The organism is Marichromatium bheemlicum (genome assembly GCF_012276755.1).
Taxonomy (GTDB): Bacteria; Pseudomonadota; Gammaproteobacteria; order Chromatiales; family Chromatiaceae; genus Marichromatium; species Marichromatium bheemlicum.
Genome location: NZ_JAAXKX010000018.1, coordinates 36270 through 62494 on the forward strand (window position 1 = coordinate 36270; position 26225 = coordinate 62494).

The 26225-nt window shown below is 65.9% G+C and carries 22 protein-coding genes; 19 read left to right on the top strand and 3 right to left on the bottom strand.

Annotation, left to right across the window (positions count from 1 at the left end; all coding sequences use genetic code 11):
• The first annotated feature begins 17 nt into the window (after nucleotides 1-17).
• The 13 genes from HF203_RS12345 (at nucleotide 18) to pyrC (ending at nucleotide 16024) form a co-directional block, all read left to right on the top strand.
• Nucleotides 18-275, top strand: coding sequence for a DUF4212 domain-containing protein (locus tag HF203_RS12345; protein WP_168670146.1), 258 nt, complete (start codon nucleotides 18-20; stop codon nucleotides 273-275).
• Nucleotides 276-287: 12 nt separating this feature from the next.
• Nucleotides 288-2093 carry a sodium:solute symporter family protein gene (locus tag HF203_RS12350; protein ID WP_168670148.1) on the top strand — a complete coding sequence of 602 codons (1806 nt, stop codon included), beginning with the start codon at nucleotides 288-290 and terminating at the stop codon, nucleotides 2091-2093.
• A 114-nt stretch (nucleotides 2094-2207) separates the two neighbouring features.
• Nucleotides 2208-4070 (top strand): DUF294 nucleotidyltransferase-like domain-containing protein, encoded by a 1863-nt coding sequence (locus HF203_RS12355; RefSeq protein WP_168670150.1) that lies wholly within the window; start codon nucleotides 2208-2210, stop codon nucleotides 4068-4070.
• A gap of 9 nt (nucleotides 4071-4079) precedes the next feature.
• Nucleotides 4080-4757 (top strand): 3'-5' exonuclease, encoded by a 678-nt coding sequence (locus HF203_RS12360; RefSeq protein ID WP_168670152.1) that lies wholly within the window; start codon nucleotides 4080-4082, stop codon nucleotides 4755-4757.
• Nucleotides 4758-5006: 249 nt separating this feature from the next.
• Nucleotides 5007-6953 (top strand): acetate--CoA ligase, encoded by a 1947-nt coding sequence (gene acs, locus HF203_RS12365; protein ID WP_168670154.1) that lies wholly within the window; start codon nucleotides 5007-5009, stop codon nucleotides 6951-6953.
• A 463-nt stretch (nucleotides 6954-7416) separates the two neighbouring features.
• On the top strand, nucleotides 7417-8259 hold the full coding sequence (locus HF203_RS12370; RefSeq protein WP_168670156.1) for a LabA-like NYN domain-containing protein: 843 nt from the start codon (nucleotides 7417-7419) through the stop codon (nucleotides 8257-8259).
• A gap of 97 nt (nucleotides 8260-8356) precedes the next feature.
• Entirely contained in the window at nucleotides 8357-10072 is a 1716-nt protein-coding gene (gene pilB, locus HF203_RS12375; protein ID WP_168670158.1) for a type IV-A pilus assembly ATPase PilB, read from the top strand.
• 6 nt (nucleotides 10073-10078) lie between these two features.
• Entirely contained in the window at nucleotides 10079-11323 is a 1245-nt protein-coding gene (locus tag HF203_RS12380) for a type II secretion system F family protein (RefSeq protein WP_168670160.1), read from the top strand.
• A gap of 60 nt (nucleotides 11324-11383) precedes the next feature.
• On the top strand, nucleotides 11384-12253 hold the full coding sequence (locus tag HF203_RS12385) for a prepilin peptidase (protein WP_168670162.1): 870 nt from the start codon (nucleotides 11384-11386) through the stop codon (nucleotides 12251-12253).
• 5 nt (nucleotides 12254-12258) lie between these two features.
• Nucleotides 12259-12873 carry a dephospho-CoA kinase gene (gene coaE, locus HF203_RS12390; protein WP_168670164.1) on the top strand — a complete coding sequence of 205 codons (615 nt, stop codon included), beginning with the start codon at nucleotides 12259-12261 and terminating at the stop codon, nucleotides 12871-12873.
• A 71-nt stretch (nucleotides 12874-12944) separates the two neighbouring features.
• Nucleotides 12945-13202 carry a hypothetical protein gene (locus tag HF203_RS12395; RefSeq protein ID WP_168670166.1) on the top strand — a complete coding sequence of 86 codons (258 nt, stop codon included), beginning with the start codon at nucleotides 12945-12947 and terminating at the stop codon, nucleotides 13200-13202.
• A gap of 171 nt (nucleotides 13203-13373) precedes the next feature.
• Nucleotides 13374-14978, top strand: a complete 1605-nt coding sequence (locus HF203_RS12400; RefSeq protein ID WP_168670168.1) for a phosphoenolpyruvate carboxykinase — start codon at nucleotides 13374-13376, stop codon at nucleotides 14976-14978.
• Between the two features lie 5 nt (nucleotides 14979-14983).
• Nucleotides 14984-16024 carry a dihydroorotase gene (gene pyrC, locus HF203_RS12405; protein WP_168670170.1) on the top strand — a complete coding sequence of 347 codons (1041 nt, stop codon included), beginning with the start codon at nucleotides 14984-14986 and terminating at the stop codon, nucleotides 16022-16024.
• A 55-nt stretch (nucleotides 16025-16079) separates the two neighbouring features.
• Here pyrC and HF203_RS12410 read toward each other — a convergent pair whose 3' ends face one another.
• Entirely contained in the window at nucleotides 16080-16835 is a 756-nt protein-coding gene (locus HF203_RS12410; protein ID WP_168670172.1) for an MlaA family lipoprotein, read from the bottom strand.
• Between the two features lie 117 nt (nucleotides 16836-16952).
• Here HF203_RS12410 and rnt point away from each other — a divergent pair, with 117 nt between their 5' ends.
• Nucleotides 16953-17618 (top strand): ribonuclease T, encoded by a 666-nt coding sequence (rnt, locus tag HF203_RS12415; RefSeq protein WP_168670174.1) that lies wholly within the window; start codon nucleotides 16953-16955, stop codon nucleotides 17616-17618.
• A gap of 5 nt (nucleotides 17619-17623) precedes the next feature.
• Here rnt and grxD read toward each other — a convergent pair whose 3' ends face one another.
• Both grxD and HF203_RS12425 read right to left on the bottom strand, forming a co-directional pair.
• Nucleotides 17624-17965: a Grx4 family monothiol glutaredoxin gene (gene grxD / locus HF203_RS12420; protein ID WP_168670176.1), complete on the bottom strand. Its 342-nt coding sequence runs from the start codon at nucleotides 17963-17965 to the stop codon at nucleotides 17624-17626.
• Nucleotides 17966-18031: 66 nt separating this feature from the next.
• A complete protein-coding gene (locus HF203_RS12425) occupies nucleotides 18032-19822 on the bottom strand; it encodes an N-acetylglutaminylglutamine amidotransferase (RefSeq protein ID WP_168670178.1) in 1791 nt (596 codons plus the stop codon).
• Between the two features lie 276 nt (nucleotides 19823-20098).
• Between HF203_RS12425 and HF203_RS12430 the strand changes: the two genes are divergently transcribed.
• From HF203_RS12430 to ilvD, 5 genes are all read left to right on the top strand, one after another.
• A complete protein-coding gene (locus HF203_RS12430) occupies nucleotides 20099-20680 on the top strand; it encodes a superoxide dismutase (protein WP_168670180.1) in 582 nt (193 codons plus the stop codon).
• Nucleotides 20681-20916: 236 nt separating this feature from the next.
• On the top strand, nucleotides 20917-22095 hold the full coding sequence (locus HF203_RS12435) for an aspartate aminotransferase family protein (RefSeq protein WP_168670182.1): 1179 nt from the start codon (nucleotides 20917-20919) through the stop codon (nucleotides 22093-22095).
• Nucleotides 22096-22123: 28 nt separating this feature from the next.
• Nucleotides 22124-23053 carry an ornithine carbamoyltransferase gene (argF, locus tag HF203_RS12440; protein ID WP_168670184.1) on the top strand — a complete coding sequence of 310 codons (930 nt, stop codon included), beginning with the start codon at nucleotides 22124-22126 and terminating at the stop codon, nucleotides 23051-23053.
• 108 nt (nucleotides 23054-23161) lie between these two features.
• Nucleotides 23162-23845, top strand: a complete 684-nt coding sequence (locus HF203_RS12445) for a TIGR04211 family SH3 domain-containing protein (RefSeq protein WP_168670186.1) — start codon at nucleotides 23162-23164, stop codon at nucleotides 23843-23845.
• 213 nt (nucleotides 23846-24058) lie between these two features.
• Nucleotides 24059-25909, top strand: a complete 1851-nt coding sequence (gene ilvD / locus HF203_RS12450; RefSeq protein ID WP_168670189.1) for a dihydroxy-acid dehydratase — start codon at nucleotides 24059-24061, stop codon at nucleotides 25907-25909.
• The last annotated feature ends 316 nt before the right edge of the window (nucleotides 25910-26225 follow it).

Consider the following 26225-nt stretch of genomic DNA (forward strand, 5'->3'; position numbering starts at 1 on the left):
TACGGAGTGACATCGAAATGACACCTGAAAAACGGGCGGCCTACTGGCGGGCGAACCTGCGCCTGCTGGTAGTGTTGCTGACCATCTGGTTCGTGGTCTCGTACGGGTTCGGCATCATCCTCGTTGAACCCCTGAATGCCATTTCCCTTGGGGGCTATAAGCTCGGCTTCTGGTTCGCCCAGCAGGGCTCGATCTATACCTTCGTGGTACTGATCTTCGTCTATGCGGCGAACATGAACAGGCTCGACAAGAAGTTCGACGTCGGCGAAGAGTAAGGAGCACAGGTCATGACTTCCCTTGATATGTGGACCTACGGCGTCGTCGGTGCGACCTTCGCGTTGTACATCGGCATCGCCATCTGGGCCCGCGCCGGCAGCACCGGCGAGTTCTACGTCGCCGGCGGCGGCGTCCATCCGGTCGCCAACGGCATGGCCACCGGCGCCGACTGGATGTCGGCCGCGTCCTTCCTCTCCATGGCCGGCATCATCGCCTTCAACGGTTATGGTGGATCCGTGTTCCTGATGGGCTGGACCGGGGGCTACGTATTGTTGGCGCTGCTGTTGGCGCCCTATCTGCGCAAGTTCGGCAAGTTCACCGTGCCCGAATTCATCGGTGATCGGTACTACTCGCAGTCGGCGCGCATCGTCGCGGTGATCTGTCTGATCCTCGCCTCGATCACCTATGTCATCGGTCAGATGAAGGGCATCGGCGTGGCCTTCTCGCGTTTTCTCGAGGTGCCCTACGACACCGGCCTCTATATCGGCATGGGGATCGTCGCCATCTACGCCGTACTCGGCGGCATGAAGGGCATTACCTATACCCAGATCGCCCAGTATGTGGTCATGATCTTCGCCTACACCGTGCCGGCGGTGTTCATCTCACTCAACCTCACCGGTAATCCGCTGCCCCAGCTGGGGCTCGGCAGCGAATACATCCAGAACGGTGTTGCCACCGGCATGTCGCTACTCGACAAGCTCGATCAGGTGGTCACCGACCTCGGTTTCAAGGAGTACACCACCCAGACCATGGGCAACTCCCTGAACATGTTCGCCTACACCCTGTCGCTGATGATCGGCACCGCCGGTCTGCCGCACGTCATCATCCGCTTCTTCACCGTGCCCAAGGTGCGTGACGCGCGCTACTCGGCCGGCTGGGCACTGGTCTTCATCGCCCTGCTCTACACCACCGCCCCGGCCGTCGGCGCCATGGCACGACTCAACCTGATGGACACCATCCAGATCGGTCCGATCGGCAGCACCGAGGGCAACCTGCTCTACGACGAGCGTCCCGACTGGTTCAAGAAGTGGGAGGAGACCGGCCTGCTGCAGTTCGAGGACAAGAACGGCGACGGGCGCATCCAGTACTACAACGACGCCGATCCCACGTTCACCGAGATGGCCGAGTCCTACGGTTGGGCCGGCAACGAGATGGTCAAGGTCGACCGCGACATCATGGTGCTCGCCAACCCCGAGATCGCCAACCTGCCGGCCTGGGTGATCGCGTTGGTGGTCGCCGGTGGTCTGGCCGCGGCGCTCTCGACTGCGGCGGGACTGCTGCTGGCGATCTCCTCGGCGATCTCGCACGACCTGCTCAAGGGCGTGATGATGCCGCAGATCTCGGAGAAGAACGAGCTGATGGCCGGACGCGTGTCGATGTTGGTGGCGATCCTGGTCGCCGGCTATCTCGGTCTCAATCCACCGGGCTTCGCCGCCGGCACCGTGGCCATCGCCTTCGGGCTCGCCGCCGCCTCACTGTTCCCAGCACTGATGATGGGGATCTTCGCCACCCGGATGAACAAGGCCGGTGCGGTCGCGGGCATGATCGCCGGTATCACCGTGACCCTGCTCTACGTGTTCCAGCACAAGGGCATCTTCTTCATCCCCGGAACCGCCTTCCTGATGCCCGAGATGGGCATGGGCGAGGACTGGTTCTTCGGCATCTCGCCCAACGCCTTCGGCGCGGTCGGCGCGGTGGTCAATTTCACCGTGGCCATCATCGTCGCCAAGCTGACGGCACCACCGCCGGAGCACATCCAGCACCTGGTCGAGGACGTACGCATCCCGCGTGGCGCGGGTGAGGCCACCGGCCACTGATGCAACCCCGGCTCAAACACTGAGCATCGACCCGAGCCCCGCTGCGGCGGGGCTTTTTTCACGCGCCGCGCCGCCAGACTGCGCGCCCAGACAATTGGGTACGGGACATCGACCATGGACATCGAACTGATCGAGATCCAGGAATTCCTCGCCGACCGACCACCCTTCGACCAGCTACCGGAGCACGCGCTGGCAGCACTGCCCCGCCGCCTCCAGGTGCGTTATATCCGCCGGGACGGCGTCTTTCCGCCAGCCGACGAGGGGCTACCACAGTTCTACATCCTGCGCCGTGGTGCGATCGAGCTGCGTGATGCCGAGGACGAGCTGATCGGCAAGCTGGCCGAGGGCGATCTCTGCGACCTACGCTGTCGCGACGACACCACGCCGCCCTACCGCGCCACGGCCGTCGAGGACACCCTGGTCTATGCCCTGCCCTGCAGCGAGCTACAGGAGCTACGCGCCCAGCATGCCGAGTTCGCCGCCCACTTCGAACAGTCGATCTCCAGCCGTCTGCGCAAGGCGCTCGATGTCGTTCGCGACACCCCATCGACAGGCACTGGGTTGATGACGGTGCGGGTGCGCAGCATGATCAATCGCGCGCCAATCAGCACCGGACCGGAGACCAGCATCCGCGAGGCGGCGCGGATCATGTCCGAGCACCATGTCTCCTCGCTGCTGATCATGGCCGATGACCAGCTGGCGGGGATGATCACCGATCGCGACCTACGCAGTCGCTGTCTCGCCGTCGGACTCTCGAGCGAGCGCCCGGTGCGCGAGATCATGACCGAACGGCTACACAGCATCGCCCCCGAGACCCTCGGCTTCGAGGCGCTGCTGACCATGACCCGGCTCAACGTCCATCATCTACCGGTGATCGAGCGCGGGCGCGTGGTCGGGCTGGTCTCGAGCACCGACCTGACCCGCGTCCAGAGCGCCAACGCCGTCTATCTGGTCGGCGACATCCATCGCGCCACGACCCTCGAGACCCTGGTCCAGATCAGCACCCGCATCGCCGAGCTCCAGGTCCACCTGATCACCGCTGGGGCCACCGCCCACCAAGTCGGCCAGGCGATCACCACCATCACCGACGCCATCACCCGTCGTCTCTTGGAGCTGGCCGAGGCTGAACTGGGCGCGCCCCCGGTGCCCTATTGCTGGATGGTCGGTGGCTCCCAGGCCAGGCGCGAGCAATCCTCGCACTCCGACCAGGACAACGCCCTACTGCTCGCCGACGAGGCCGGCCCCGAGCATGCCGAGTACTTCACCACACTGGCCCGCCGCGTTAACGACGGCCTGCACGCCTGCGGCTTCATCTACTGCCCGGGCGATGTCATGGCCTCCAACCCCAAGTGGCGCCAGCCCCTGCGGGTCTGGCACGACTATTTCGCCACCTGGATCGTCAAGCCCGAGCCACTGGCACTGATGCTCGCCAGCGTGTTCTTCGACCTGCGCCCGTTGCACGATCCGGCCGGGCTGTTCGAACCACTCCAGCAGCGCATGCTCGAACGCACCCGCGCCAACCGCATCTTCATCGCCTACATGGCCGCCAATGCGCTCAAGTACCGCCCACCGCTCGGCTTCTTCCGCAACATCGTGTTGATCCACGGCGGTGACCACGACCACACCTTCGACATCAAGCACCGCGGCACCGTGCCGATCATCGATCTGGCGCGGGTCTACGCGCTCTCGGCCGGACTCGCCGAGACCAACACCCGCGAGCGGCTACGCGCCGCGGCCGAGTGTGGCGCACTGAGCCGCGACGGCGCGGCCAACCTGGTCGATGCCTCGGAGTTCATCGCCACCCTGCGCATGCGCCACCAGGCCCATCAACTGCGCAACGGCGAGAAGGCCGACAACTTCCTCTCACCCGATGAACTCTCGCCGCTCGAACGCGGCCATCTCAAGGACGCCTTTCTGCTGATCAACACCATGCAGGAGTCTCTCGGACAGCGCCACCAGGCGGGCCGCTTCACCTGAGGAGGCCGGATGCCAAGACTGATCGAATGGCGCCGGCGCTGGCGACTGCGCCGCGCGCCACCAGGACCGCTGCGCGAGTTCCTCGCCCACCCGAGTGCCCGTCCCGGTGCCGACTGGCGCGCCATCGAGTACCTCGCGGTGGATCTCGAGACCACCGGACTCGACCCTCGCAACGACCAGATCCTCAGCGTCGGGTATGTCGTGCTCCGTGGCGCGAGCATCGACCTGGCCAGCGCGCGCCGGCACCTGGTGCGCGTCGGCGGAGCGATCCCCGAGGCCAGCGCCGTGATCCACCAGATCACCGATGATCAGGCCGCCAGCGGCGGCGATCTCGAACCGGTTCTCGCCGAGTTGCTCGCGGCGCTCGCCGGACGGGTGCTGATCGCCCACCACGCCAGCATCGAACTCGGTTTCCTCTCGAACGCCTGCAGACGACTGTGGAACCAAGGGTTGCTAACCCCTTTGATTGACACGCAGGTACTGGCACACCGCACCTTCGAGCGCCGGCAGATCCCGTTTCGCGGCTCCGACCTGCGCCTCTATGCGCTTTGCGATCGCTACAACCTGCCTCGCCACGCCGCCCATGACGCCCTCGGCGACGCACTCGCCGCCGCCGAGCTGTTTCTCGCCCAGGCGGCCTATCGCGACGCCGGCAACGGGGTCACGCTCGCCACCTTCCTGTGCTGAATCGCAGGGGGTGGCGACCTGGGAGTCGCACACGAAAGGAACATGACATCGCGCAACTGCCTATGACCGCCCCAGGCCGCACCGCCTCGCGCCCCGGCGCGCCGAGCAACGGCTAGATGCCTCAGGTGAGAGCGTTTACCATGTACCCACGACAATACGCCGGCCTCACGGTATCGACGCTGCTTCAAGCAGTTCGCCGGCACCGCATTACCCAAATGAAGAGACCACGATAAAGAGGAGACGAGACCAATGTCAGAACAAAAGGTCTATCCAGTGCCGGCGAACATTGCCGCCAACGCCCATGTCGATGCGGCAACCTACGAGGCGATGTATCGACGTTCCGTCGATGACCCCGAGGGTTTTTGGGGCGAGTATGCCGAGCAGTTCGTCAGCTGGTTCAAGCCCTGGGACAGCGTCCTCAACTACAGCTACCAGGCCGACGACCTGCACATCGAGTGGTTCAAGGGCGCCACGCTCAACGTCACCTACAACTGCCTCGACCGCCATCTCGAGACCCGTGGCGATCAGGTCGCCATCATCTGGGAGGGGGACGACCCCAACGAGGACCGCAGCATCACCTACCGCGCGCTCCACGACGAGGTCTGCCGTCTGGCCAACGCGCTCAAGGCTCGCGGCGTCGAGAAGGGCGACCGGGTGTGCATCTATCTGCCGATGGTCCCCGAGGCGGCGGTGGCGATGCTCGCCTGCGCGCGCATCGGCGCAGTGCACTCGATCGTCTTCGGCGGTTTCTCCTCGGACTCGCTGCGCGACCGCGTGCTCGACTCCGAGTGCAAGGTGGTGATCACCTCCGACGAGAGCGTACGTGGCGGGCGCCACATCCCGCTCAAGCGCAACGCCGACACCGCATTGCAGGAGTGCCCCAATGTCGACACCGTGGTGGTGGTAAGCCGCACCGGCGGCGCGGTGGAGTGGGTCGAGGGGCGCGACATCTGGTATCACGAGGCCATCGCCGCGGCGGATGCGACCTGCGAGCCGGTCGAGATGGACGCCGAGGACCCGCTGTTCATCCTCTATACCTCGGGTTCGACCGGCAAGCCCAAGGGCGTGCTGCACACCACCGGTGGCTATCTGCTCTATGCCGCGATGACCCACAAGTACACCTTCGACTATCAGGACGGTGAGGTCTACTGGTGCACCGCCGACGTCGGTTGGGTCACCGGGCACACCTACATCGTCTATGGCCCGCTGGCCAATGGCGCCACCTCGCTAATGTTCGAGGGCATCCCCAACTACCCCGACATGTCGCGCTTCTGGCAGGTCGTCGACAAGCACCAGGTCAATATCTTCTATACCGCACCGACGGCGATCCGTTCTCTGATGCGCGCCGGCGAGGAGCCGGTAAAGCAGACCTCGCGCAAGTCGCTGCGCATCCTCGGTTCGGTCGGCGAACCGATCAACCCCGAGGCCTGGGAGTGGTACTATCATGTCGTCGGCGAGGAGCGCTGCCCGATCGTCGACACCTGGTGGCAGACCGAGACCGGTGGCCACCTGATCACCCCGCTGCCCGGGGCCACCGCGCTCAAGCCGGGGTCGGCCACCCGTCCCTTCTTCGGCGTGGTACCGGCGCTGGTCGACCCGGCCGACGGCACCCCGATCGAGGGCGCGGGCGAGGGCGCACTGGTCATCACCCGACCCTGGCCGGGACAGATGCGTACCGTCTACGGTGATCACCAACGCTTCATCGACACCTACTTCAAGCAGTACCCGGGGTACTACTTCTCGGGTGACGGGGCTCGACGTGACGCCGACGGCGACTACTGGATCACCGGACGCATCGACGACGTACTCAACGTCTCCGGCCACCGCCTCGGCACCGCCGAGATCGAGTCGGCGCTGGTGCTGCACCCACACGTGGCCGAGGCCGCGGTGGTCGGCTACCCGCACGACGTCAAGGGTCAGGGCATCTATGCCTATGTCACCCCGATGGCCGGGGTCGAGCCGACCGACGCGTTGAAGAAGGAGCTGGTGTCGCTGGTCCGCGGCGAGATCGGTCCGATCGCCATCGTCGACCTGATCCAGTGGTCACCGAGCCTGCCGAAGACCCGTTCGGGCAAGATCATGCGCCGCATCCTGCGCAAGATCGCGGCCAACGAGATCGACTCGCTCGGCGACACCTCGACACTCGCCGATCCGACCGTGGTCAACGAGCTGATCGACGGCCGACTCAACCGCTAAGGATGCACTCCGAGGCGCAAGGAGGCGCCGACGGCATACCCGGCCTAGCCGGGTACGTCCCGAGACGGCGCCCGGGGCTGCCTCCCCCGGGCGCCGTCTTGATTCACGCGCAAGAACACCACAACATCGGTTTCTCTGCCCCGGCAGATGACCGCCTCCCCCCTCGGGACACGGCCCCTGCCCCCGGATCCGCACTGCCAGGCATGGGCGTCAAGCAGCACGGGCACATCCCAGGCAGGCGAGCGCAAGACGCGTATCGATCATCACCAGCGCGCCCCAAGCCGTTTCCTCGGACCGCACCACCCGCGGCCCGGCGACAGCGGTGGCCATATGCCACAGCAGCGTCAGATTGCGAGGTCATGGATGCGCCCGCTCGCCACGCCAGGCGTCCGCGAACGGACTCATAAATACAGACCAGAGACCATGATCGACATGGTCGCCACAGTAATCAAAGCATTCATCAATGAGTTCACAACCCAGGGTCGGCGTCTTCGTCGACGCGGAAAACATCCGCTACAACGGCGGCTATCAGATGCGCTACGATGTGCTGAGACGGTTCGCCGCGCGCGAAGGAGGGAGACTGCAGCGCCTCAACACCTATATCGCCTATGATATCGAGCGCGCCGAGAAGGACGGCGACGAGGACTACAGGCGCAAGTGCCGTGAGTACCACCAGCTGATCCGCGAGTTCGGCTACAAGGTCAACCTCAAGCACGTGCGTCACTATCGCGACGAAGACGGCAACATCACCAACAGCAAGGCCGACGCCGATCTCGATCTGGCGATGGACGCCATGCTGCAGGCCGAACGCCTCGACCATATCCTGCTGGTCACCGGTGATGGCGATTTCCTGCCGCTGGTGCGCGCACTGCAAAGCCGGGGCTGTCGGGTCGAGCTGATCGGCTTCAAGCACGTCTCGGAAGAATTGCAGGGACAGGTCGACGCCTTCTACTCCGGTTTCACTATTCCCGACCTGCTGCCGATCCACTACGAGAAGGATAATCAGTGGGGCGAGGTCGGTTCGTGCGTGCGCGGCGTCTGCGTCAACTGGCTGAAGGACAAGGGATACGGCTTCATGCGGGTACTCGATCGGATCTCATCGGACCTGTGGATCACCGACACACGCAATCCACAGTCACCCTATATCTCGGTGTTCTGCCACAAGAGCGAACTGGCCGAAGGGATCGATGACAGACAGCTGAACAATCGCGACTTCATCTTCGAGTTCTATCTCCAGCGCAGTGAGCAGAAGGAAGGCCTGATCGCCACCAACGTCAGAGATGCCTACCTGATCAACAGCAAGTGAACCCGCGCCGCCTCGTCCCCTATCCGCCCATTCGCCCGCCTCGCCCCTGCGGCCAAGGCCGATACTCACCCTCTGATGTCACCGGAGTCTCGCCGTCATGTCGCTAGATCTCGCCAACGTCAAGCTCTCGGGACTGGCCTGGCGCCTGGTCAGGGACAAGCTACTCAGCGAACAGCAGGCGATCGAGGCCCAGGAGGCGGCAACCCGTCAACGCAACACCTTCGTCGGCCACCTAGTCGGCCAGGGGTTGCTCTCGAGCCGGGCGATCGCGGTCGCGGCGGCCGAGGAGTTCGGGGTCCCGGTGATCGATCTCGAGGCCCGCGAACTCTCCGACCTGCCGATCAACCTGGTCGACGAGCGGCTGATCCGCAAGCATCACGCGCTGCCGCTGTTTCGCCGCGGTAATCGCCTATTCCTTGCCGTCTCCGACCCCACCAACGATCAGGCACTCGAGGAGATCCGCTTCAACACCGGGTTGACCACCGACGCGGTGCTGGTCGAGGAGGACAAGCTCCAAGCCGCTATCGAAGCGGCGATCGAGGCCCAGGACACGACCATGAGCGAGATCATGGACGCGGACCTGGAGAAGCTCGAGATCGCCCCCGACGAAGACGAGGAGCGCGACGACGGCAGCGAGGCCAATATCGACGAGGCGCCGATCGTGCGCTACGTCAACAAGATCCTGGTCGACGCCATCACCGCCGGGGCCTCGGACATCCATTTCGAGCCCTACGAGAAGTTCTTCCGGGTGCGCTTCCGCCAGGACGGTCTGCTCCAGGAGGTGGCCAATCCCCCGCAGAGCATCGCCAATCGACTCGTCGCCCGACTCAAGGTGATGTCGCGCATGAACATCGCCGAGCGGCGCATTCCCCAGGACGGACGCATCAAGCTCAAGCTCAGCCGCTCGCGCGACATCGACTTCCGCGTCAACACCCTGCCCACCCTCTACGGCGAGAAGGTGGTGCTGCGCATCCTCGACTCCTCCTCGGCGCAGGTCGGCATCGACGCGCTGGGCTTCGAGCCCGAGCAGCGCGACACCTTTCTCAAGGCGATTAGCAAGCCCTACGGGATGATCCTGGTCACCGGTCCGACCGGCTCGGGCAAGACCGTCTCGCTCTACACCGCGCTCAACATCCTCAACGAACCCGACATCAATATCTCCACCGTCGAGGACCCGGTCGAGATCCAGGTACCAGGCATCAACCAGGTCAACATGAACCCCAAGACCGGGTTGACCTTCGCCGCAGCGTTGCGTGCCTTCCTGCGTCAGGACCCGGACATCGTCATGGTCGGCGAGATCCGCGACCTCGAGACCGCCGAGATCGCCGTCAAGGCCGCCCAGACCGGTCACCTGGTGCTCTCGACCCTGCACACCAACGACGCCCCCCAGACCCTCACCCGTCTGGCCAACATGGGCGTGGCGCCGTTCAACATCGCCTCCTCGGTGCTACTGATCATGGCCCAGCGACTGGCGCGACGACTCTGTCTGCACTGTCGCCAACCGCACGAGCTGCCGCCCGAGGCGCTACGCGCCGAGGGCTTCAGCGAGGCCGAGATCGAGGAGGGGCTGACCATCTACAAGCCGGTCGGCTGTGAGCGCTGCACCAAGGGCTACAAGGGCCGCGTTGGTATCTTCCAGGTGATGCCCATCTCCGAGGAGATCAGCCGGCTGATCCTCGAGGGCGGCAACTCGATGCAACTCGCCGAACAGGCCCGACGCGAGGGCATCGCCGACCTGCGCCAATCGGGGCTGCGCAAGGTCAAAAACGGGCTCACCAGCCTCGAAGAACTCAACCGGGTCACCAAAGAGTAAGCACCCATGGCGCTGGCAGCGAAACAGAAACCGAAGACCCAGCAGGAAAAGGCCACCGTCTTCCTGTGGGAAGGGGTCGACCGCAAGGGCGCACGCCTCAAGGGCGAGAGTCGCGCCGCCACGATGAACCTGGTGCGTGCCGAATTGCGCCGCCAAGGGGTCAGTCCGACCAAGGTCCGCAAGAAGCCGCAACCCCTGTTCGGCACCCGCAAGAAGAAGATCAGCAGCGCCGACATCGCCGTCTTCACCCGCCAGCTCGCCACCATGATGGCCGCAGGCGTGCCCCTGGTGCAGGCCTTCGACATCGTCGGTCGAGGCCATGACAACCCCTCGATGCAGGACCTGATCCTGACCATCAAGCAGGACATCGAGAGCGGCACCACCATGGCCCTGGCGCTCGGCAAACACCCGCTCTATTTCGACGACCTGGTGTGCAACCTGGTCTCAGCCGGCGAGCAGGCCGGTGTACTCGACGTGCTGCTCGACAAGATCGCCACCTACAAGGAGAAGACCGAGTCGATCAAGGGCAAGATCAAGAAGGCGATGTTCTACCCTGCGGCGGTGATCCTGGTGGCGATCGTCGTCACCGTGGTGATCCTGCTGTTCGTCATCCCCCAGTTCAAGGACCTGTTCTCGAGCTTCGGTGCCGACCTGCCGGCCTTCACCCTGATGGTGATCAACCTCTCCGACCTGCTGCGCCAGTGGTGGTGGGCGGTGTTCCTCGCCCTCGGCGGCGCCGGTTACGGCTTCGTCGCCACCTACAAGCGCAGCCGCGGACTGCGCGAGGCGCTCGACCGGATGGTGCTGCGCATCCCGGTGATCGGCTCGATCCTCAACAAGGCGGCGTTGGCCCGCTTCGCCCGCACCCTCTCGACCATGTTCGCCGCCGGTGTACCGCTGGTCGACGCACTCGAATCGGTCTCGGGGGCCACCGGCAACATCGTCTACCAGGACGCGGTACTGAAGATGCGCGAGGAGGTCGCCACCGGTCAGTCGTTGCAACTGGCGATGCGCCAGCGCGACCTCTTCCCCCACATGGTGATTCAGATGACCTCGATCGGCGAGGAGTCGGGCGCACTCGACAGCATGCTCGCCAAGGTCGCCGACTTCTACGAGGAGCAGGTCGACAACGCCGTCGACAGCCTCAGCAGCCTGCTCGAACCGATGATCATGGTGATCATCGGCGGCCTGGTCGGCAGCCTGGTGGTCGCCATGTACCTGCCGATCTTCAAGCTCGCCTCCGTCGTCTGACGCCGCGGCGGCGCCCAGGCGCCGCCACCCTCCCCGACCCGCCCCAGCAAGGACTCGCCCATGCCCTGGCTCGAGCCATTCCAGCACTATCCGCTGCTGCTCTATATCACCGTCACGCTGCTCGGATTGATCCTCGGCAGCTTTCTCAACGTCGTCATCCTGCGTCTACCGCGCATCCTCGAATACGAGTGGCACGCACAGTGCGCTGAACTCGCCGGCAAGGCCGGTGACGAGGCGCCACCGCCGGGGCTGGCGCACCCACCCTCAACCTGCCCACACTGCGGTCACCGCATCCGTGCCCACGAGAACATCCCGGTACTGAGCTTCTTGCTGCTCCGCGGTCGCTGTAGCGCCTGCCAGACACCGATCGGCTGGCGCTATCCGGCCGTCGAGCTGCTCACCGCGCTGCTCAGTCTCGTCGTGGCGCTGCACTTCGGCGCCAGCGCCCAGCTGCTCGCCGCGCTGGCGCTGACCTGGGGGCTGATCGCCCTGGCGGTGATCGACCTCGACACTCAACTGCTCCCCGACCGCATCACCCTGCCACTGCTGTGGCTGGGGCTGATCCTCAGCCTGTTCGGGCTATTCACCGACGCCCACGCGGCGATCATCGGTGCGGCCGCCGGCTATCTGCTGCTGTGGGGCCTTTATCACGCCTTTCGGCTACTCACCGGCAAGGAGGGCATGGGCTATGGCGACTTCAAGCTGCTAGCCCTGTTCGGGGCCTGGCTCGGCTGGCAGGCGCTGCCGCTGGTGATACTGCTCTCGGCGCTCTCCGGCAGCCTGGTCGGTGGTGCGCTGATCGCACTACGTCGTCAGGGGCGCGACACCCCGCTCCCCTTCGGCCCCTTCCTCGCCATCGCCGGCTGGATCGCGCTGCTGTGGGGCGAGCAGATCACCGGCGCCTATCTGCGCCTCAGCGGACTGGGGTGAGCGCCATGCTGACCATTGCCCTCACCGGCGGCATCGGCAGCGGCAAGAGCACCGTGGCCAAGCAGCTCGAACACCTCGGCGCCGGCGTGGTCGATGCCGACTGCATCTCCCACGCCCTCACCCGTCACGACGCCGAGACCCTGTCGGAGATCGCCGCGGCCTTCGGTCCTGAGGTAATCGCCGACGACGGCTCGCTCGATCGCGCCACGATGCGTGCCCGGGTCTTCGCCGACACCGCCGCCCGCCAGCGTCTCGAGGCCATCCTTCACCCCCGGATCGAGGCACGGATGTGCGCCGAGCGCGCCGCGTTGTGCACACCCTATGCGGTACTAGTCATCCCGCTCCTGTTCGAGACCGGGCAGCAACGCCTCGCCGACCGGGTGCTGGTGGTCGATGTCCCGGAGACGGCGCAGATCGAGCGGGTGCGGGTACGCAGTGGTCTGAGCACGGCCGAGATCGGGCGCATCATTGCCGCGCAGATCCCTCGCGCCGAGCGTCGTGCCCGCGCCGACGATCTGATCGACAACAGCGGCGATCAGGCCGCGCTCGCTGCCCAGGTCGACCGGCTCCATCGACGCTACCTGGCGCTGGCCGGCGCCGACGACTTGCAAAGCGGCTGAGCGCTGCCTAGCTTTCTTCACGCTACGTGTAATACGGGACATCTCTCGAACCGACACCACCGGAGGGAAGCATGCGCATCAACCCGCGTCTCGCGCTGTCCATCGCCACCGCTGCACTCATGCTGGGTACCACCCCGATCGCCACCGCCGCCTCGGCCTGCAAGGGGCTCGACAAAGGCGCCTGCGAGCGCAAATCCGACTGTCACTGGGTCGACCCCTATACCCGCAAGGACGGGGTCAAGGTCTCCGGGCACTGTCGCAGCAGCGGCAAGAGACAAGGCGGCAGCGCCACCAGCACGGGCACGGCCCCCCGTGCTAACGGCTCCTGAGTCCCCGGCGCACGGGCTGATCCGCCGCAACCGAAGGCGTCGCGACGCCGCCCGAGCGTCCGCAGCGGGGTCGATTTGGTGTAGGCTCCACGCTATCGATTCCCGCTGCGACAAGCTCCGTGCACTTGTCCAGCCTGCCCTCGTCTCGACAACCCCAGATTGGAGCCAGCAATGCGCGTTTCCGGACGTCCCAACAGCGACCACCCGCTCGAACAACACGGCCTCTACAACCTCAACGCCGTCCACTGGAACCTCCCCACCGCGGAGCTCTACGAGCAGGCGCTGGCGCGCTACGAGGGTCAGGTCGCCCACATGGGACCGCTGGTGGTGCGCACCGGGCACCACACCGGCCGCTCGGCCGACGACAAGTTCATCGTCGACGAGCCGAACAACCGCGAGGCGATCTGGTGGGGTGAGGTCAATCGCCCGATCGATGCGGCGCACTTCGACCTGGTCCATCATCGTCTCGCCTCCTACCTGCAGATGAAGGACGTCTATGTCCAGGACTGCTTCGTCGGCGCCGACCCCAAATACCGCCTGCCGGCGCGCATCATCACCGAGAAGGCCTGGCACAGCCTGTTCGCGCGCAACCTCTTCATCCAGCCCCAAGCCGATGAACTCGAGCACTTCGCACCCGAGTTCACCGTCATCGCCGCACCGCACTTCCACGCCATCCCCGGCCTCGACAAGACTCGTAGCGAGACCTGCATCCTGGTCAACTTCGACAAGCGACTGGTGCTGATCGGCGGCACCAGCTACGCCGGCGAGATCAAGAAGTCGCTGTTCACGGTGATGAATCACCTGATGCCCGGTCGTGGTGTGCTACCGATGCACTGCTCGGCCAACATCGGCGAGGACGGTCGCACCGCGCTCTTCTTCGGGCTCAGCGGCACCGGTAAGACCACCCTCTCGGCCGACGCCTCACGCACCCTGATCGGCGACGACGAACACGGCTGGAGCGATAACGGGGTATTCAATTTCGAGGGTGGCTGCTACGCCAAGATGATCCATCTCTCGGCCGAGGCCGAGCCCGAGATCCATGCCACCACGCGCCGCTTCGGCACCGTGCTCGAGAACGTCACCATGGACATGGAGACGCGCCGTCTCGACCTCGACGACGACTCGCTGACCGAGAACACCCGCGGCGCCTATCACATCAGCGCCATCCCCAACGCCAGCGAGACCGGCATGGGCGGGCACCCCGACGCCATCCTGTTTCTCACCTGCGACGCCTTCGGCGTGCTGCCCCCGATCTCGCGGCTGACCCCGGAACAGGCGATGTATCACTTCATCTCCGGTTACACCGCGCGCGTAGCCGGCACCGAGACCGGGGTCACCGAACCCTCGCCCGTGTTCAGCGCCTGCTATGGCGCGCCTTTCATGCCGCAGCACCCGCAGCGCTACGCCGACCTGCTCGGCAAGCGCCTGGCCGAGCACGGCACCCAGGTCTGGCTGATCAACACCGGCTGGAGCGGCGGCGCCTATGGCGTCGGCAAGCGCGTCGCCATCCCCCACACCCGCGCCATGGTGCACGCGGTGCTCGATCGCAAGCTCGAGGGCGTAGCCACCCGCCCCGACCCGATCTTCGGGCTCAACATCCCCGAGACCTGCCCCGGGGTGCCGGACGAGATCCTCGATCCGCGCGCCACCTGGTCCGACCCGGCCGCCTACGACGCCCAGGCACGCAAGCTCGCCGGGATGTTCCACGACAACTTCACCAAGTTCGCCGACGAGGTCGATGCCGCGATCCTCGCCGCCGGCCCACAGGTGGGCTGAGCACTATGACCGAGACCATCGAGATCACCCGGCCCGACGACTGGCACCTGCACCTGCGCGACGGCGCGGCGATGGCCGACGTGGTGGGGCACAGCGCGCACCGGTTCGCGCGCGCCATCATCATGCCCAACCTCAAGCCGCCGGTGACCGACACCGCCCTGGCGCTCGCCTACCGTGAGCGCATCCGTGCCGCGCTGCCCCCGGGGAGCCGCTTCGAGCCGCTGATGACGCTCTATCTCACCGACCGCACCCGGCCCGAGGAGATCGACAAGGCACGCGCTAGCGGCGCGGTGGCCGCCTGCAAGCTCTATCCGGCCGGCGCCACCACCAACTCCGACAGCGGCGTCACCGACATCGCCGCCATCGCCCCGGTGCTCGAGGCGATGCAGCGCCACGCCATGCCGCTGCTGGTGCACTGTGAGGTCACCGACCCCGAGGTCGACATCTTCGAGCGCGAGCAGCGCTTCATCGAGACCCGACTGACCCGGCTGGTGGAGGACTTCCCCGGTCTCAAGATCGTCTTCGAACACGTCACCACTGCCGATGGCGTGGCCTTCGTGCGCGAGGGGCCGGCGACCCTGGGAGCCACCATCACCCCGCACCACCTGCGCTACAACCGCAACGCCCTGCTCGCCGGCGGCATCCGCCCGCACCTCTACTGCCTGCCGGTACTCAAGCACGAGCGCCATCGTCAGGCACTGGTCGAGGCGGCCACCAGCGGTCATCCCCGCTTCTTCCTCGGCACCGACAGCGCCCCGCACCCGCGCGCGGCCAAGCTCAGCGACTGCGGTTGTGCCGGCGCCTACAGCGCCCACGCGGCACTGGAACTTTATGCAGAGGTGTTCGACGAGGTCGGCGCGCTGGATCGACTCGAGGGCTTCGCCAGCCATCACGGCGCCGACTTCTACGGGCTGCCGCGCAACCAGGAACGGATCCGGCTGACCCGCACGCCCTGGCAGGTCCCGGCGCACTACGCCTTTGGTGAGGATTGCGTGGTACCGCTGCGCGCCGGCGAGACCCTGGGCTGGCGGCTCGAGACGGCCTGAGCCGACCGTCCGGGGAAGGTCCCGGCGCCCCGACCGAGGGCGCCGGGCAATGGGCTCAGATCTCGGCGGGGTCGTCGAAGTCGATCTCGTCCCAGAAATCGTCGCCATCCCCACGCGGCGGATTGCCATCGTGGACCAGGCTCTCGCGCCGCTGCAGATAGGTCTCGCGCAGGAAGCTGTAGGGGTCGAGTGCAGCCTCTTCGAGTAGGTCGCTGGCATCGAGGAGATCGGCACGCTGGTCGACTGCGCGGACCACCACGGCCCCCCAGTAGATGTGGCTCTTCTGGATGCTGAAGAAGGGATCGAGGACGACATCGCCGGCGAACCCGAAGGTATCGCGGATACTGCTCGGCCCCACGAATGGCAGCATGAAGTAGGCGCCGGGTTCGAGCCCCCAGTAGCCGAGCGTCTGGCCGAAGTCCTCCTTGTAGCTCGGCAACCCGACGTTGGTGGCGACGTCGAACACCCCGAGGACACCGACGGTGGAGTTGATGAACACCCGCCCGACATCGCTGCCGGCGCGCGACATCTTGAACTGCAGTACGTTGTTGACTGCCGAGGTCATGTCGTTGATATTGGCGAAGAAGTTGCTGACCCCTCGATCGACCGGCTCCGGGGTGACCTTGCGGTAGGCCCGAGAGACGGGCTGCACGAAGGCCTTGTCGAAGTCGGTGTTGAAGCGATAGACGGCTCGGTTGTAAGGCTCGAGCGGGTCACGGGGATCGCTCACGCGCGCCGCGCCGGAGGCGCAGCCGGCCAGCAGCAGCGCCGCACCGAACATCCCAAGCCATTTCAACCCGCGTGTGTCCATCTCGACGTCCTTCACCTGATCAACGCAAGAGTCGCGATCCTACCACAGCCTCGCACCACCGGCGGCAGACACCTCGGCACCATTGGCGTTACCACGCAAACCACTTATGCTGTCGCGATGAACGGTGAAGAACAGATCCCAGACGGCATCGCCCAACGCTTTCGCGGCTTCCTCCCGGTGGTCGTCGACGTCGAGACCGCGGGCTTCGACGCCCAGCGCCACGCCCTGCTCGAGATCGCCGCGGTGGTCATTCGCATGGCACCCGACGGCCGGCTCGAACCCGCCCCCGCGATCCATTGCAATGTGTTGCCCTTCGTCGGCGCCGAGCTCGACCCAAGGGCATTGGCCTTCAACGGCATCGATCCGGACCACCCGTTGCGCGATGCCGTCCCCGAGCACGAGGCGCTCGGGCGCGTCCTCGCACCGATCCGCAAGGCGGTCAAGAACAGTGGTTGCACCCGCGCCATCCTCGTCGGACACAACGCCCACTTCGACCTCGGTTTCATCAAGGCCGCAGTCGACCGCACCGAGTTCAAGCGCAACCCCTTCCACGCCTTCAGCGTCTTCGACACCGTCAGTCTCAGCGGGCTGATGTTCGGCCAGACCGTGCTTGCCAACGCCGCGCGTGCCGCCGGGCTCGGCTGGAGCAACAGCGAGGCGCACTCGGCGCTCTACGACGCCAAACAGACGGCGCGACTGTTCTGCACCATCGTCAACCGCTGGGGCGAGTTCGATCCACTGCGTTTCTGGGAGAGTGGCGAGCGCCTACCCGCCACCGACTGATCGCATCACCGCGCCGCCGCGCCGCCCTCGGCGCGCGCCGCCGCCTGTTCCACCATCGGTCTGAGCTCACCGCTGGCGTGGAGTTCGAGGGTGATGTCGCAACCGCCGACCAGCTCGCCGTCGATGTAGAGCTGCGGGAAGGTCGGCCAGTCGGCATAGCGCGGCAGGTGCTCGAAGATCTCCGGGTCCTGCAACACGTTGACATAGGCGAAGGGCACCCCGCACTCCTGGAGCGCCTGTACCGCCCGCATCGAGAACCCACACTGCGGGAACTGCGGCGTCCCCTTCATGTAGATCACCACCGCATTGCCCTTGACCTGCTCGTCGATGCGCTCCAACACATCCATCGCTCACCTCGTACCGGGTTTGATCCTGTCGTCGCTGGCACGAGGATCGGGCCGACCGGGCCGATTTCAACCGGCGCCGACGCCATCGACATTGCGCTGCAGCCACAGCTCGAGTGCCGCGAGGTGCCACAGCTTGTTGCCCTGGATGCGGGTGTGGTGCATATCGGGGGCGGCGAGCAGCTGCTCGATGTAGTCGCGCCGGTAGAGCCCGCGCTCGCGACAGGCGCGTGACTCGAGCAGCTCGCGCATGAAGGCGAGGAAGGGCCCGCGCACGTACTTGAGCGCGGGCATCGGGAAATAGCCCTTGGGGCGATCGATCACCGATGCCGGCAGCAGTCCGCGCGCCAGCGCCTTGAGCGGGTACTTGCCACCCTCGCGCAGCTTCAGCTCGGGCGGGCAGCGCGCGGCCAGCTCGACGAGCCGATGATCGAGGAAGGGCACCCGCGCCTCCAGCCCCCAGGCCATGGTCATGTTGTCGACCCGCTTGACCGGGTCGTCGACGATCAGGGTGGTGACATCGAGACGCAGCACCGCATCCATGAAGGTATCGGCACCGGGCGCGGTGAGCGCCGGGCCGATCAGCTCGGCGGTGTGATCGGCGCCGCCGTGGGCGGCCGCGACCATCCGCAGGTACTCCGCGTGATCGCGGTCGAAATAGTGCTTGGCGAAGCGCTCGAGCCGGCTGCCCGCGCCCTCGGCCTGCATCCGCGGATACCAGAAGTAGCCGCCGAAGACCTCGTCGGCGCCCTGCCCCGACTGCACCACCTTGATTTCGCGCGAGACCTGCTCGGCGAGCAGATAGAAGGCCACTGCGTCCTGGCCGAACATCGGCTCGGCCATGGCGTCGATCGCTTCGGGCAGGCGCTCGAGCACCTGGTCGTTGGGCACCTGGAAGCGCTGGTGGCGGGTGGCGTAATGGGCCGCGACCTGGTCGGAGTAGAAGAACTCGCTGCCCGACTCCTCCGGGGTGTCCTCGAAACCGACCGAGAAGGTGCGCAGATCGCTCACCCCGGTCTCGGCGAGCAGCGCCACCAACAGGCTGGAGTCGAGCCCGCCGGAGAGCAGCACCCCGACCGGCACGTCGGCGATCTCGCTGCGTACCCGCACCGCGCGACGCAGCTCGCCCTGGATCGCTTCCAGCCACTCGCCCTCGCGGCGAGGCTGCGCCGGGCGTGTCGCCTCGAGCTGCCAATAGACCCCACCGCTGCGCCGGCCGTCAGCCTCGAGACGCAACCAGTGCCCCGGCTCGACCTTGCGCACCCCACGCAGGATGGTACGTGGTGCCGGCACCACCGCATGCAGGGTGAAGAGATGATGGAGCGCCACCGCATCGATCGTGGTATCGACCCCGCCGGCGGCGAGCAACGCCTGCGAGTTGGAGGCGAAGCGCACCCGCCCACCCTGCTCCGACCAGTACAGTGGCTTGACGCCGAAGCGGTCGCGCGCCAGCACCAGCGCCTGCTCACGCGCATCCCACAATCCGAAGGCAAACATGCCGTGGAGTCGTTCGAAGCACCCCGTCCCCCACGCATGCCAGGCCTTGAGGATGACCTCGCCATCGCCCTCGGAGAAGAAGCGATACCCCCGACCGACAAGCTCGGCACGCAGCTCGCGGTGGTTGTAGATAGTGCCGTTGAACACCAGCGCGAGCCCCAGCTCGGCATCGACCATGGGTTGATTGGCACGTACCGACAGGTCGATGATGGAGAGACGGCGGTGCCCGAGGGCCAGGGCGCCGTCGCTATAACTGCCCCCATGGTCGGGGCCGCGCCGAGCCAGGCATGCCATCATCGTCTCGATCGCGCCGAGATCGGCCGGGGCGCCGTCGAGGCGCAGCTCACCACAGATTCCGCACATCCGTGCTCACTCCATCATAATCTTGATCGTTCACAAGTTAGGCGCCGGAGCCTGGCCCTTGCAACACCCCGCCCGACGCGGGCTCGATGGTCACATGGCGCCGTCGACCGTTGCAAAAGTGCCCACACGGCCTCAGTTTGGGGCGCAAGGCACAACCAAGCCCGCGGTCAGGTCCGCCAACCGCACCCCGGGCAAACAGGACTCGACCACGGGGCACGTACCCCGTCGCAAGCCACGTATCCACCGACAAGCCGCATATCCAGGAGGAGAACCCAGATGGCACACGAACTCCCACCCTTGCCCTATGCCAAGGACGCGCTCGAGCCGGTGATCTCGGCCGAGACCATCGACTACCACTATGGCAAGCATCACCAGACCTACGTCACCAAGCTCAACGACCTGATCGCCGGCACCGAGTTCGAGTCCGCCACACTCGAGGAGATTATCGCCCGCGCCGAGGGAGGCATCTTCAACAACGCCGCCCAGGTGTGGAACCACACCTTCTACTGGCACTGCCTCTCGCCCAACGGCGGGGGCGAGCCGACTGGAGCACTGGCCAACGCGATCGCCTCGGCCTTCGGTTCCTTCGATGACTTCAAGCAGCAGTTCGAGCAATCGGCCGCAGGCAACTTCGGCTCCGGCTGGACCTGGCTGGTGAAGAACGCCGAGGGCGCGCTGGAGATCGTCAACACCTCCAACGCCGCCAATCCGATGACCGAGGGCAAGACGCCGCTGCTGACCGTTGACGTCTGGGAGCACGCCTACTACATCGACTACCGCAATGCCCGCCCGAAGTACCTCGCGGCCCTGTGGGAGAAGGTCAACTGGGACTTCGTTGCCGCCAACCATTCGGCCTGATCACCCCGCGCCCGGCGTCGCCGGGCGCACCCGACCGCCATTCCGATCATTTTCGACATTCACATCAACAAGTTATAAAGCGCGCGCGGCACCCGCACGCGCAGAGTGGTTTCCTTGTAACCATCACCACATTCGCGTTATATTCACTGACTTCGCCTTAGTTTGGAGGCGGTTTCCGCACCGAGGAACCGCCTCTTTTCATTTTTCTACCGGAGACCGAGCGGGGCCCTACCGCAATGAGCGATTCCTTGATGGCCACCTACAACCGTCTGCCCGTCACCTTTGCCCGAGGCGAAGGGGTCTGGCTGTGGGATACCGAGGGCAGACGCTATCTGGATGCACTCGCCGGGATCGCCGTCTGCGGGCTCGGCCATGCCCACCCGGCGGTACGCGACGCGATCTGCGAGCAGGCCGGGGCCCTGATCCACACCTCCAACATCTACAACGTCCTCGAACAGCAACGCCTCGGCGACCTGCTCACCGAACAGACCGGGATGGAGCGGGTGTTCTTCGGCAACTCCGGGGCCGAGGCCAATGAGGCGGCGATCAAGCTCGCCCGGCTGTACGCTCACCGCAAGGGCATCGACAACCCGGCGATCCTGGTCACCGAGGGCAGCTTCCACGGTCGCACCCTGGCCACCCTCTCGGCCACCGGCAACCGTAAGGTGCAGGCTGGCTTCGAGCCACTCGTCCAGGGCTTCGTACGCGTCCCCTACAACGATATCGAGGCGATCGAGACGGCGGCGGCCAACCGCTCCAATATCGTCGCCATCCTGGTCGAACCGATCCAGGGCGAGGGCGGTATCAACGTCCCGGCCGACGATTACAACGCCCGGCTGCGTGCCATCTGTGACCGCGAGGGCTGGCTGCTGATCCACGACGAGATCCAGACCGGCATGGGCCGCACCGGACACCTGCTCGCGCACCAGCGCGACGGCGTCCAGCCCGATGTCGTCACCCTTGCCAAGGGACTGGCCAACGGCGTGCCGATCGGCGCCTGTCTGGCCCGTGGCGAGGCCGCGACGGTCTTCGGCCCAGGCAGTCACGGCTCGACCTTCGGCGGTAACCCACTGGCAGCACGCGCCGGGCGCGCGGTGCTCGAGACACTCCGCGACCAAGATCTCTGCACGCACGCCGAGGAGATCGGCAGCTGGCTGATCTCGGCCTTCCGCGACGCCTTCGCCGAGGTCCCCGGGGTCGTCGAGGTCCGCGGACGTGGCCTGATGATCGGCATCGAACTCGATCGTCCCTGTGGCGCCTTGGTTGCCCAGGCGCTCGAGGCCGGGCTGCTGATCAATGTCACCGCCGAACGCGTCATTCGCCTGCTGCCACCGCTGATCCTGCAGCAGGACGAGGCCGAACAATTGCTTGAGACGCTGACGCGACTCGTCAAGCGTTTCCTGGAAACCGATTGAAGCGCCACGGCGCTGGAGAGTTGAAACCATGGATGCCGGTCACACCCCGCACTGCAGACATCTCCGCTCGCTACTCGACCTGAGCAGCGAGGAGGCCCGGGCGCTGATTAACCGCGCCATCGAGCTCAAACGCATGCAGCGAGCGGGCGAGGACCACCGGACCCTCGCCGGCAAGGCGCTGGGGATGATCTTCGAGAAGTCCTCGACCCGCACCCGGGTCTCGTTCGAGACCGGGATGTTCCAGCTCGGCGGTCACGCCCTCTTTCTCTCTCCACGCGACACCCAACTCGGACGCGGCGAGCCGATCGAGGACAGCGCGCGAGTGCTCTCGCGCATGGTCGACGGCATCATGATCCGCACCTTCGACCAGGAGACGGTAGAACGCTTTGCCGCCTACTCCTCGGTACCGGTGATCAACGCCCTCACCGATCGCTTCCACCCCTGCCAATTGCTCGCCGACCTGCAGACCTTCACCGAGCATCGCGGCGACATCCGCGGCAAGCGCGTGGCCTGGATCGGTGATGGCAACAACATGTGCCATTCGTTCATCAATGCCGCACGACTGTTCGACTTCGAACTGCGCATCGCCTGCCCCGAGGGCTATGCCCCGGACGGCGCCATCTATGCCGCCGCGAGCGACCGTTGCACCATCGTCCACGACCCCGCCGCTGCCGCTGAGGACGCCGATCTGATCGCCACCGACGTCTGGGCGAGCATGGGTCAGGAAGAGGAACAGGCACACCGCCAGGCGCTGTTCGCCCCCTTCCAGGTCGATGACGCGGTCATGGCGCGCGCGGCCAAGGATGCGCTCTTCATGCACTGCCTCCCGGCGCACCGTGGCGAGGAGGTCTCGGCCTCGGTCATCGACGGCCCGCAGTCGGTGGTCTGGGACGAGGCCGAGAACCGGCTTCACGCCCAGAAGGCGCTGCTCGAGTTCCTGCTCAAGCCCGCGGCCTGACCCCATGTCCACGCTGTCGGTCGTCCGTCGTCACCGCCAGCAACCGGAAACGCCGGGGCCCTGCCCGGCGCGTACCAGAGTCCAACCCAGCCGAGTTGAGGACGCCTCGTGATACGCATCGCGCTCCTATCCCTTACGCTCCTGGCCGCGCTGTTCGGTCAGGCAGCCATCGCCCAGGCCGATACCCGCTACGTGACCGACGAGCTCGAGATCACCTTGCGCACCGGTGAGAGCACTCGCTATCGCATCATCCGCATGCTGCCGAGCGGAACCCCGCTCGAGGTCCTGAGCGTCAACCGCGCCACCAACTATGCCCGGGTACGCACCGAGGACGGCACCACCGGCTACGTCCTGGCACACGAACTCCAGGACGAACCAGCGGCGCGCGAGCGTGTCGCGGCACTCGAGGCCAAGCTCGCCGAGCTGCAACAAAAGCCCGATGCCCTGGCCGCGCAGTTGAGCAAGCTGCAGGCCGAGCACGAGCAGGTGAGCGCCGACAATGCCGCACTGCGCCAAGAGAAGCAGCGCCTCGAACAGGAGCTGGCAACCGTGCGTCATGCCTCGTCCAATATCCTCGAGATCACCGAGGACCGCGACCGGTTGCGCATCCAGGTCAGTGAGCTCACCCGCGAGCGCGCCGACCTGCAGCAGGAGAATCGTGACCTCAAGAATCAGACCCATCAGCGCTGGTTCCTGATCGGCGCCGGCGTGGTCACCGGCGGCGTCTTCCTCGGGCTGCTGCTGCCGCACCTGCGTTGGCGGCGGCGTCGGAGTTCCTGGGCCTCGCTGTAAGACGACACGCACGCCCCACACTCTCAGGGCGTGCGTACCTCCCCTCTTGGCCAGGTCGCCGTTGTGCGCCCAGGCACTCGTCCCCATCCGTACGGCCACCCAGGCCGTCCCCACTCGTACTCGCCGTGGCTGATGCGCCCGTGCCCCAGACCGTGGTGATGAGGGGCGTATAATCGAAGCGTGTCAAGTTCAACCCTTCAGGTCTGTCCCACTATGCCCCAATACCGTTCCAGAACCTCGACCCAGGGCCGCAACATGGCCGGCGCCCGTGCACTGTGGCGTGCCACCGGCATGAAGGATGGTGACTTCGAGAAGCCGATCATCGCGGTCGTCAACTCCTTCACCCAATTCGTCCCCGGGCACGTACACCTGAAAGATCTCGGCCAATTGGTCGCCCGTGAGATCGAGGCCAACGGCGGCGTCGCCAAGGAATTCAACACCATCGCCATCGACGACGGCATCGCCATGGGTCACGATGGCATGCTCTATTCGCTGCCCTCGCGTGACATCATCGCCGACTCCGTCGAGTACATGGTCAACGCCCACTGTGCCGATGCCATGGTGTGCATCTCCAACTGCGACAAGATCACCCCCGGGATGCTGATGGCGGCGATGCGCCTCAACATCCCCACGGTGTTCGTCTCGGGTGGACCGATGGAGGCCGGCAAGGTACTGCGCGATGGCGACGAGCTGCGTCTCGACCTAGTCGACGCGATGGTCGCCGCAGCCAACCCCGAGGAGAGCGATGAATCGGTCGCCGAGATCGAGCGCTCGGCCTGTCCCACCTGCGGCTCCTGCTCGGGGATGTTCACCGCCAACTCGATGAACTGTCTCACCGAGGCACTGGGTCTGAGCCTGCCGGGCAACGGCTCGCTGGTGGCCACCCATGCCGCGCGCAAGGGCTTGTTCCTGGAGGCCGGGCGTTTGATCGTCGAGCTGGCCCGGCGCCACTACGAACAGGACGACGCCAGCGTGCTGCCGCGCGCGATCGCCGACCGTCGCGCCTTCGAGAACGCGATGAGCCTCGACATCGCCATGGGCGGCTCGACCAACACCGTGCTGCACCTGCTGGCAACCGCACACGAGGGCGAGGTCGACTTCACCATGGCCGACATCGACCGCCTCAGCCGCAAGGTGCCAAACCTGTGCAAGGTCGCGCCGGCGACCCAGCGCTATCACATGGAGAACGTGCATCGCGCCGGCGGCATCATGGGCATTCTCGGCGAACTCGACCGTGCCGGTCTGATCCATCGCGAGGTCGCCACCGTGCACAGCCCCAGCCTGGGCGCGGCCTTGGAGCACTGGGACCTCAAGCGCAATGCCGCCGCCGAGGCCGAGACCCTGTATCGCGCCGCCCCTGGGGGTGTGCCGAGCCAGCAGGCCTTCAGTCAGGAGCAACAGTGGCCCACGCTCGATCTCGATCGCGCTACCGGCTGCATCCGCGACCGCGAGCACGCCTACAGCCAGGACGGTGGGCTGGCCGTACTCTTCGGCAACCTCGCCGAGGCCGGCTGTATCGTCAAGACCGCCGGTGTCGACGCCTCGATCCTCAGCTTCTCCGGTCCGGCACGGATCTTCGAGAGCCAGGATGCCGCGGTCGCGGCCATCCTCGGTGACCAGATCCAGGCCGGCGACGTCGTGCTGATCCGCTATGAGGGCCCCAAGGGGGGACCGGGGATGCAAGAGATGCTCTACCCCACCAGCTATCTCAAGTCCAAGGGGCTCGGCAAGCAGTGCGCGTTGATCACCGACGGGCGTTTCTCCGGCGGCACCTCCGGACTCTCGATCGGTCATGTCTCACCCGAGGCGGCCGAGGGCGGTCTGATCGGACTGGTCGAGGAGGGGGATCGAATCGAGATCGACATCCCCAACCGCAAGATCAACCTTGCTGTCGACGAACAAACCCTGGCCGCACGTCGTCAGGCAATGACGGCCCGCGGCGAGGCTGCTTGGCAGCCAGTCGAGCGCAAACGTCAAGTCTCCAAGGCCTTGCAGGCCTACGCCGCCCTGACCACCAGCGCCGCCCACGGCGCCGTGCGTGACCTCAACCAGCTCAAACGCTGATCCCACCCGTATTCACCCCGCCGTCGCCATCCGGCGCGGCGGGGCGAACCAGCCTCCAGCCAGATTGTGAACCGCAAAGACGCCAAGCACACAAAGGATTGTGAGTGTGGATGCCGGTCTAACAAACTTCAGTCGCCAGCGATCAGCCGTCAGTCAGACGGCATTGATACCCTTAACGAAGTCGGTTTACCTCGTGCGGTACCGTCGGTAGGGTTAAGGTTTTGTGGCAGCCCAATACGTCTGCTGAGGAACGGCGCGCCGGGACAAGAACCGAACGCCGGCTAATACACCACGCGTCCCCCGGCGCAGCCGCACA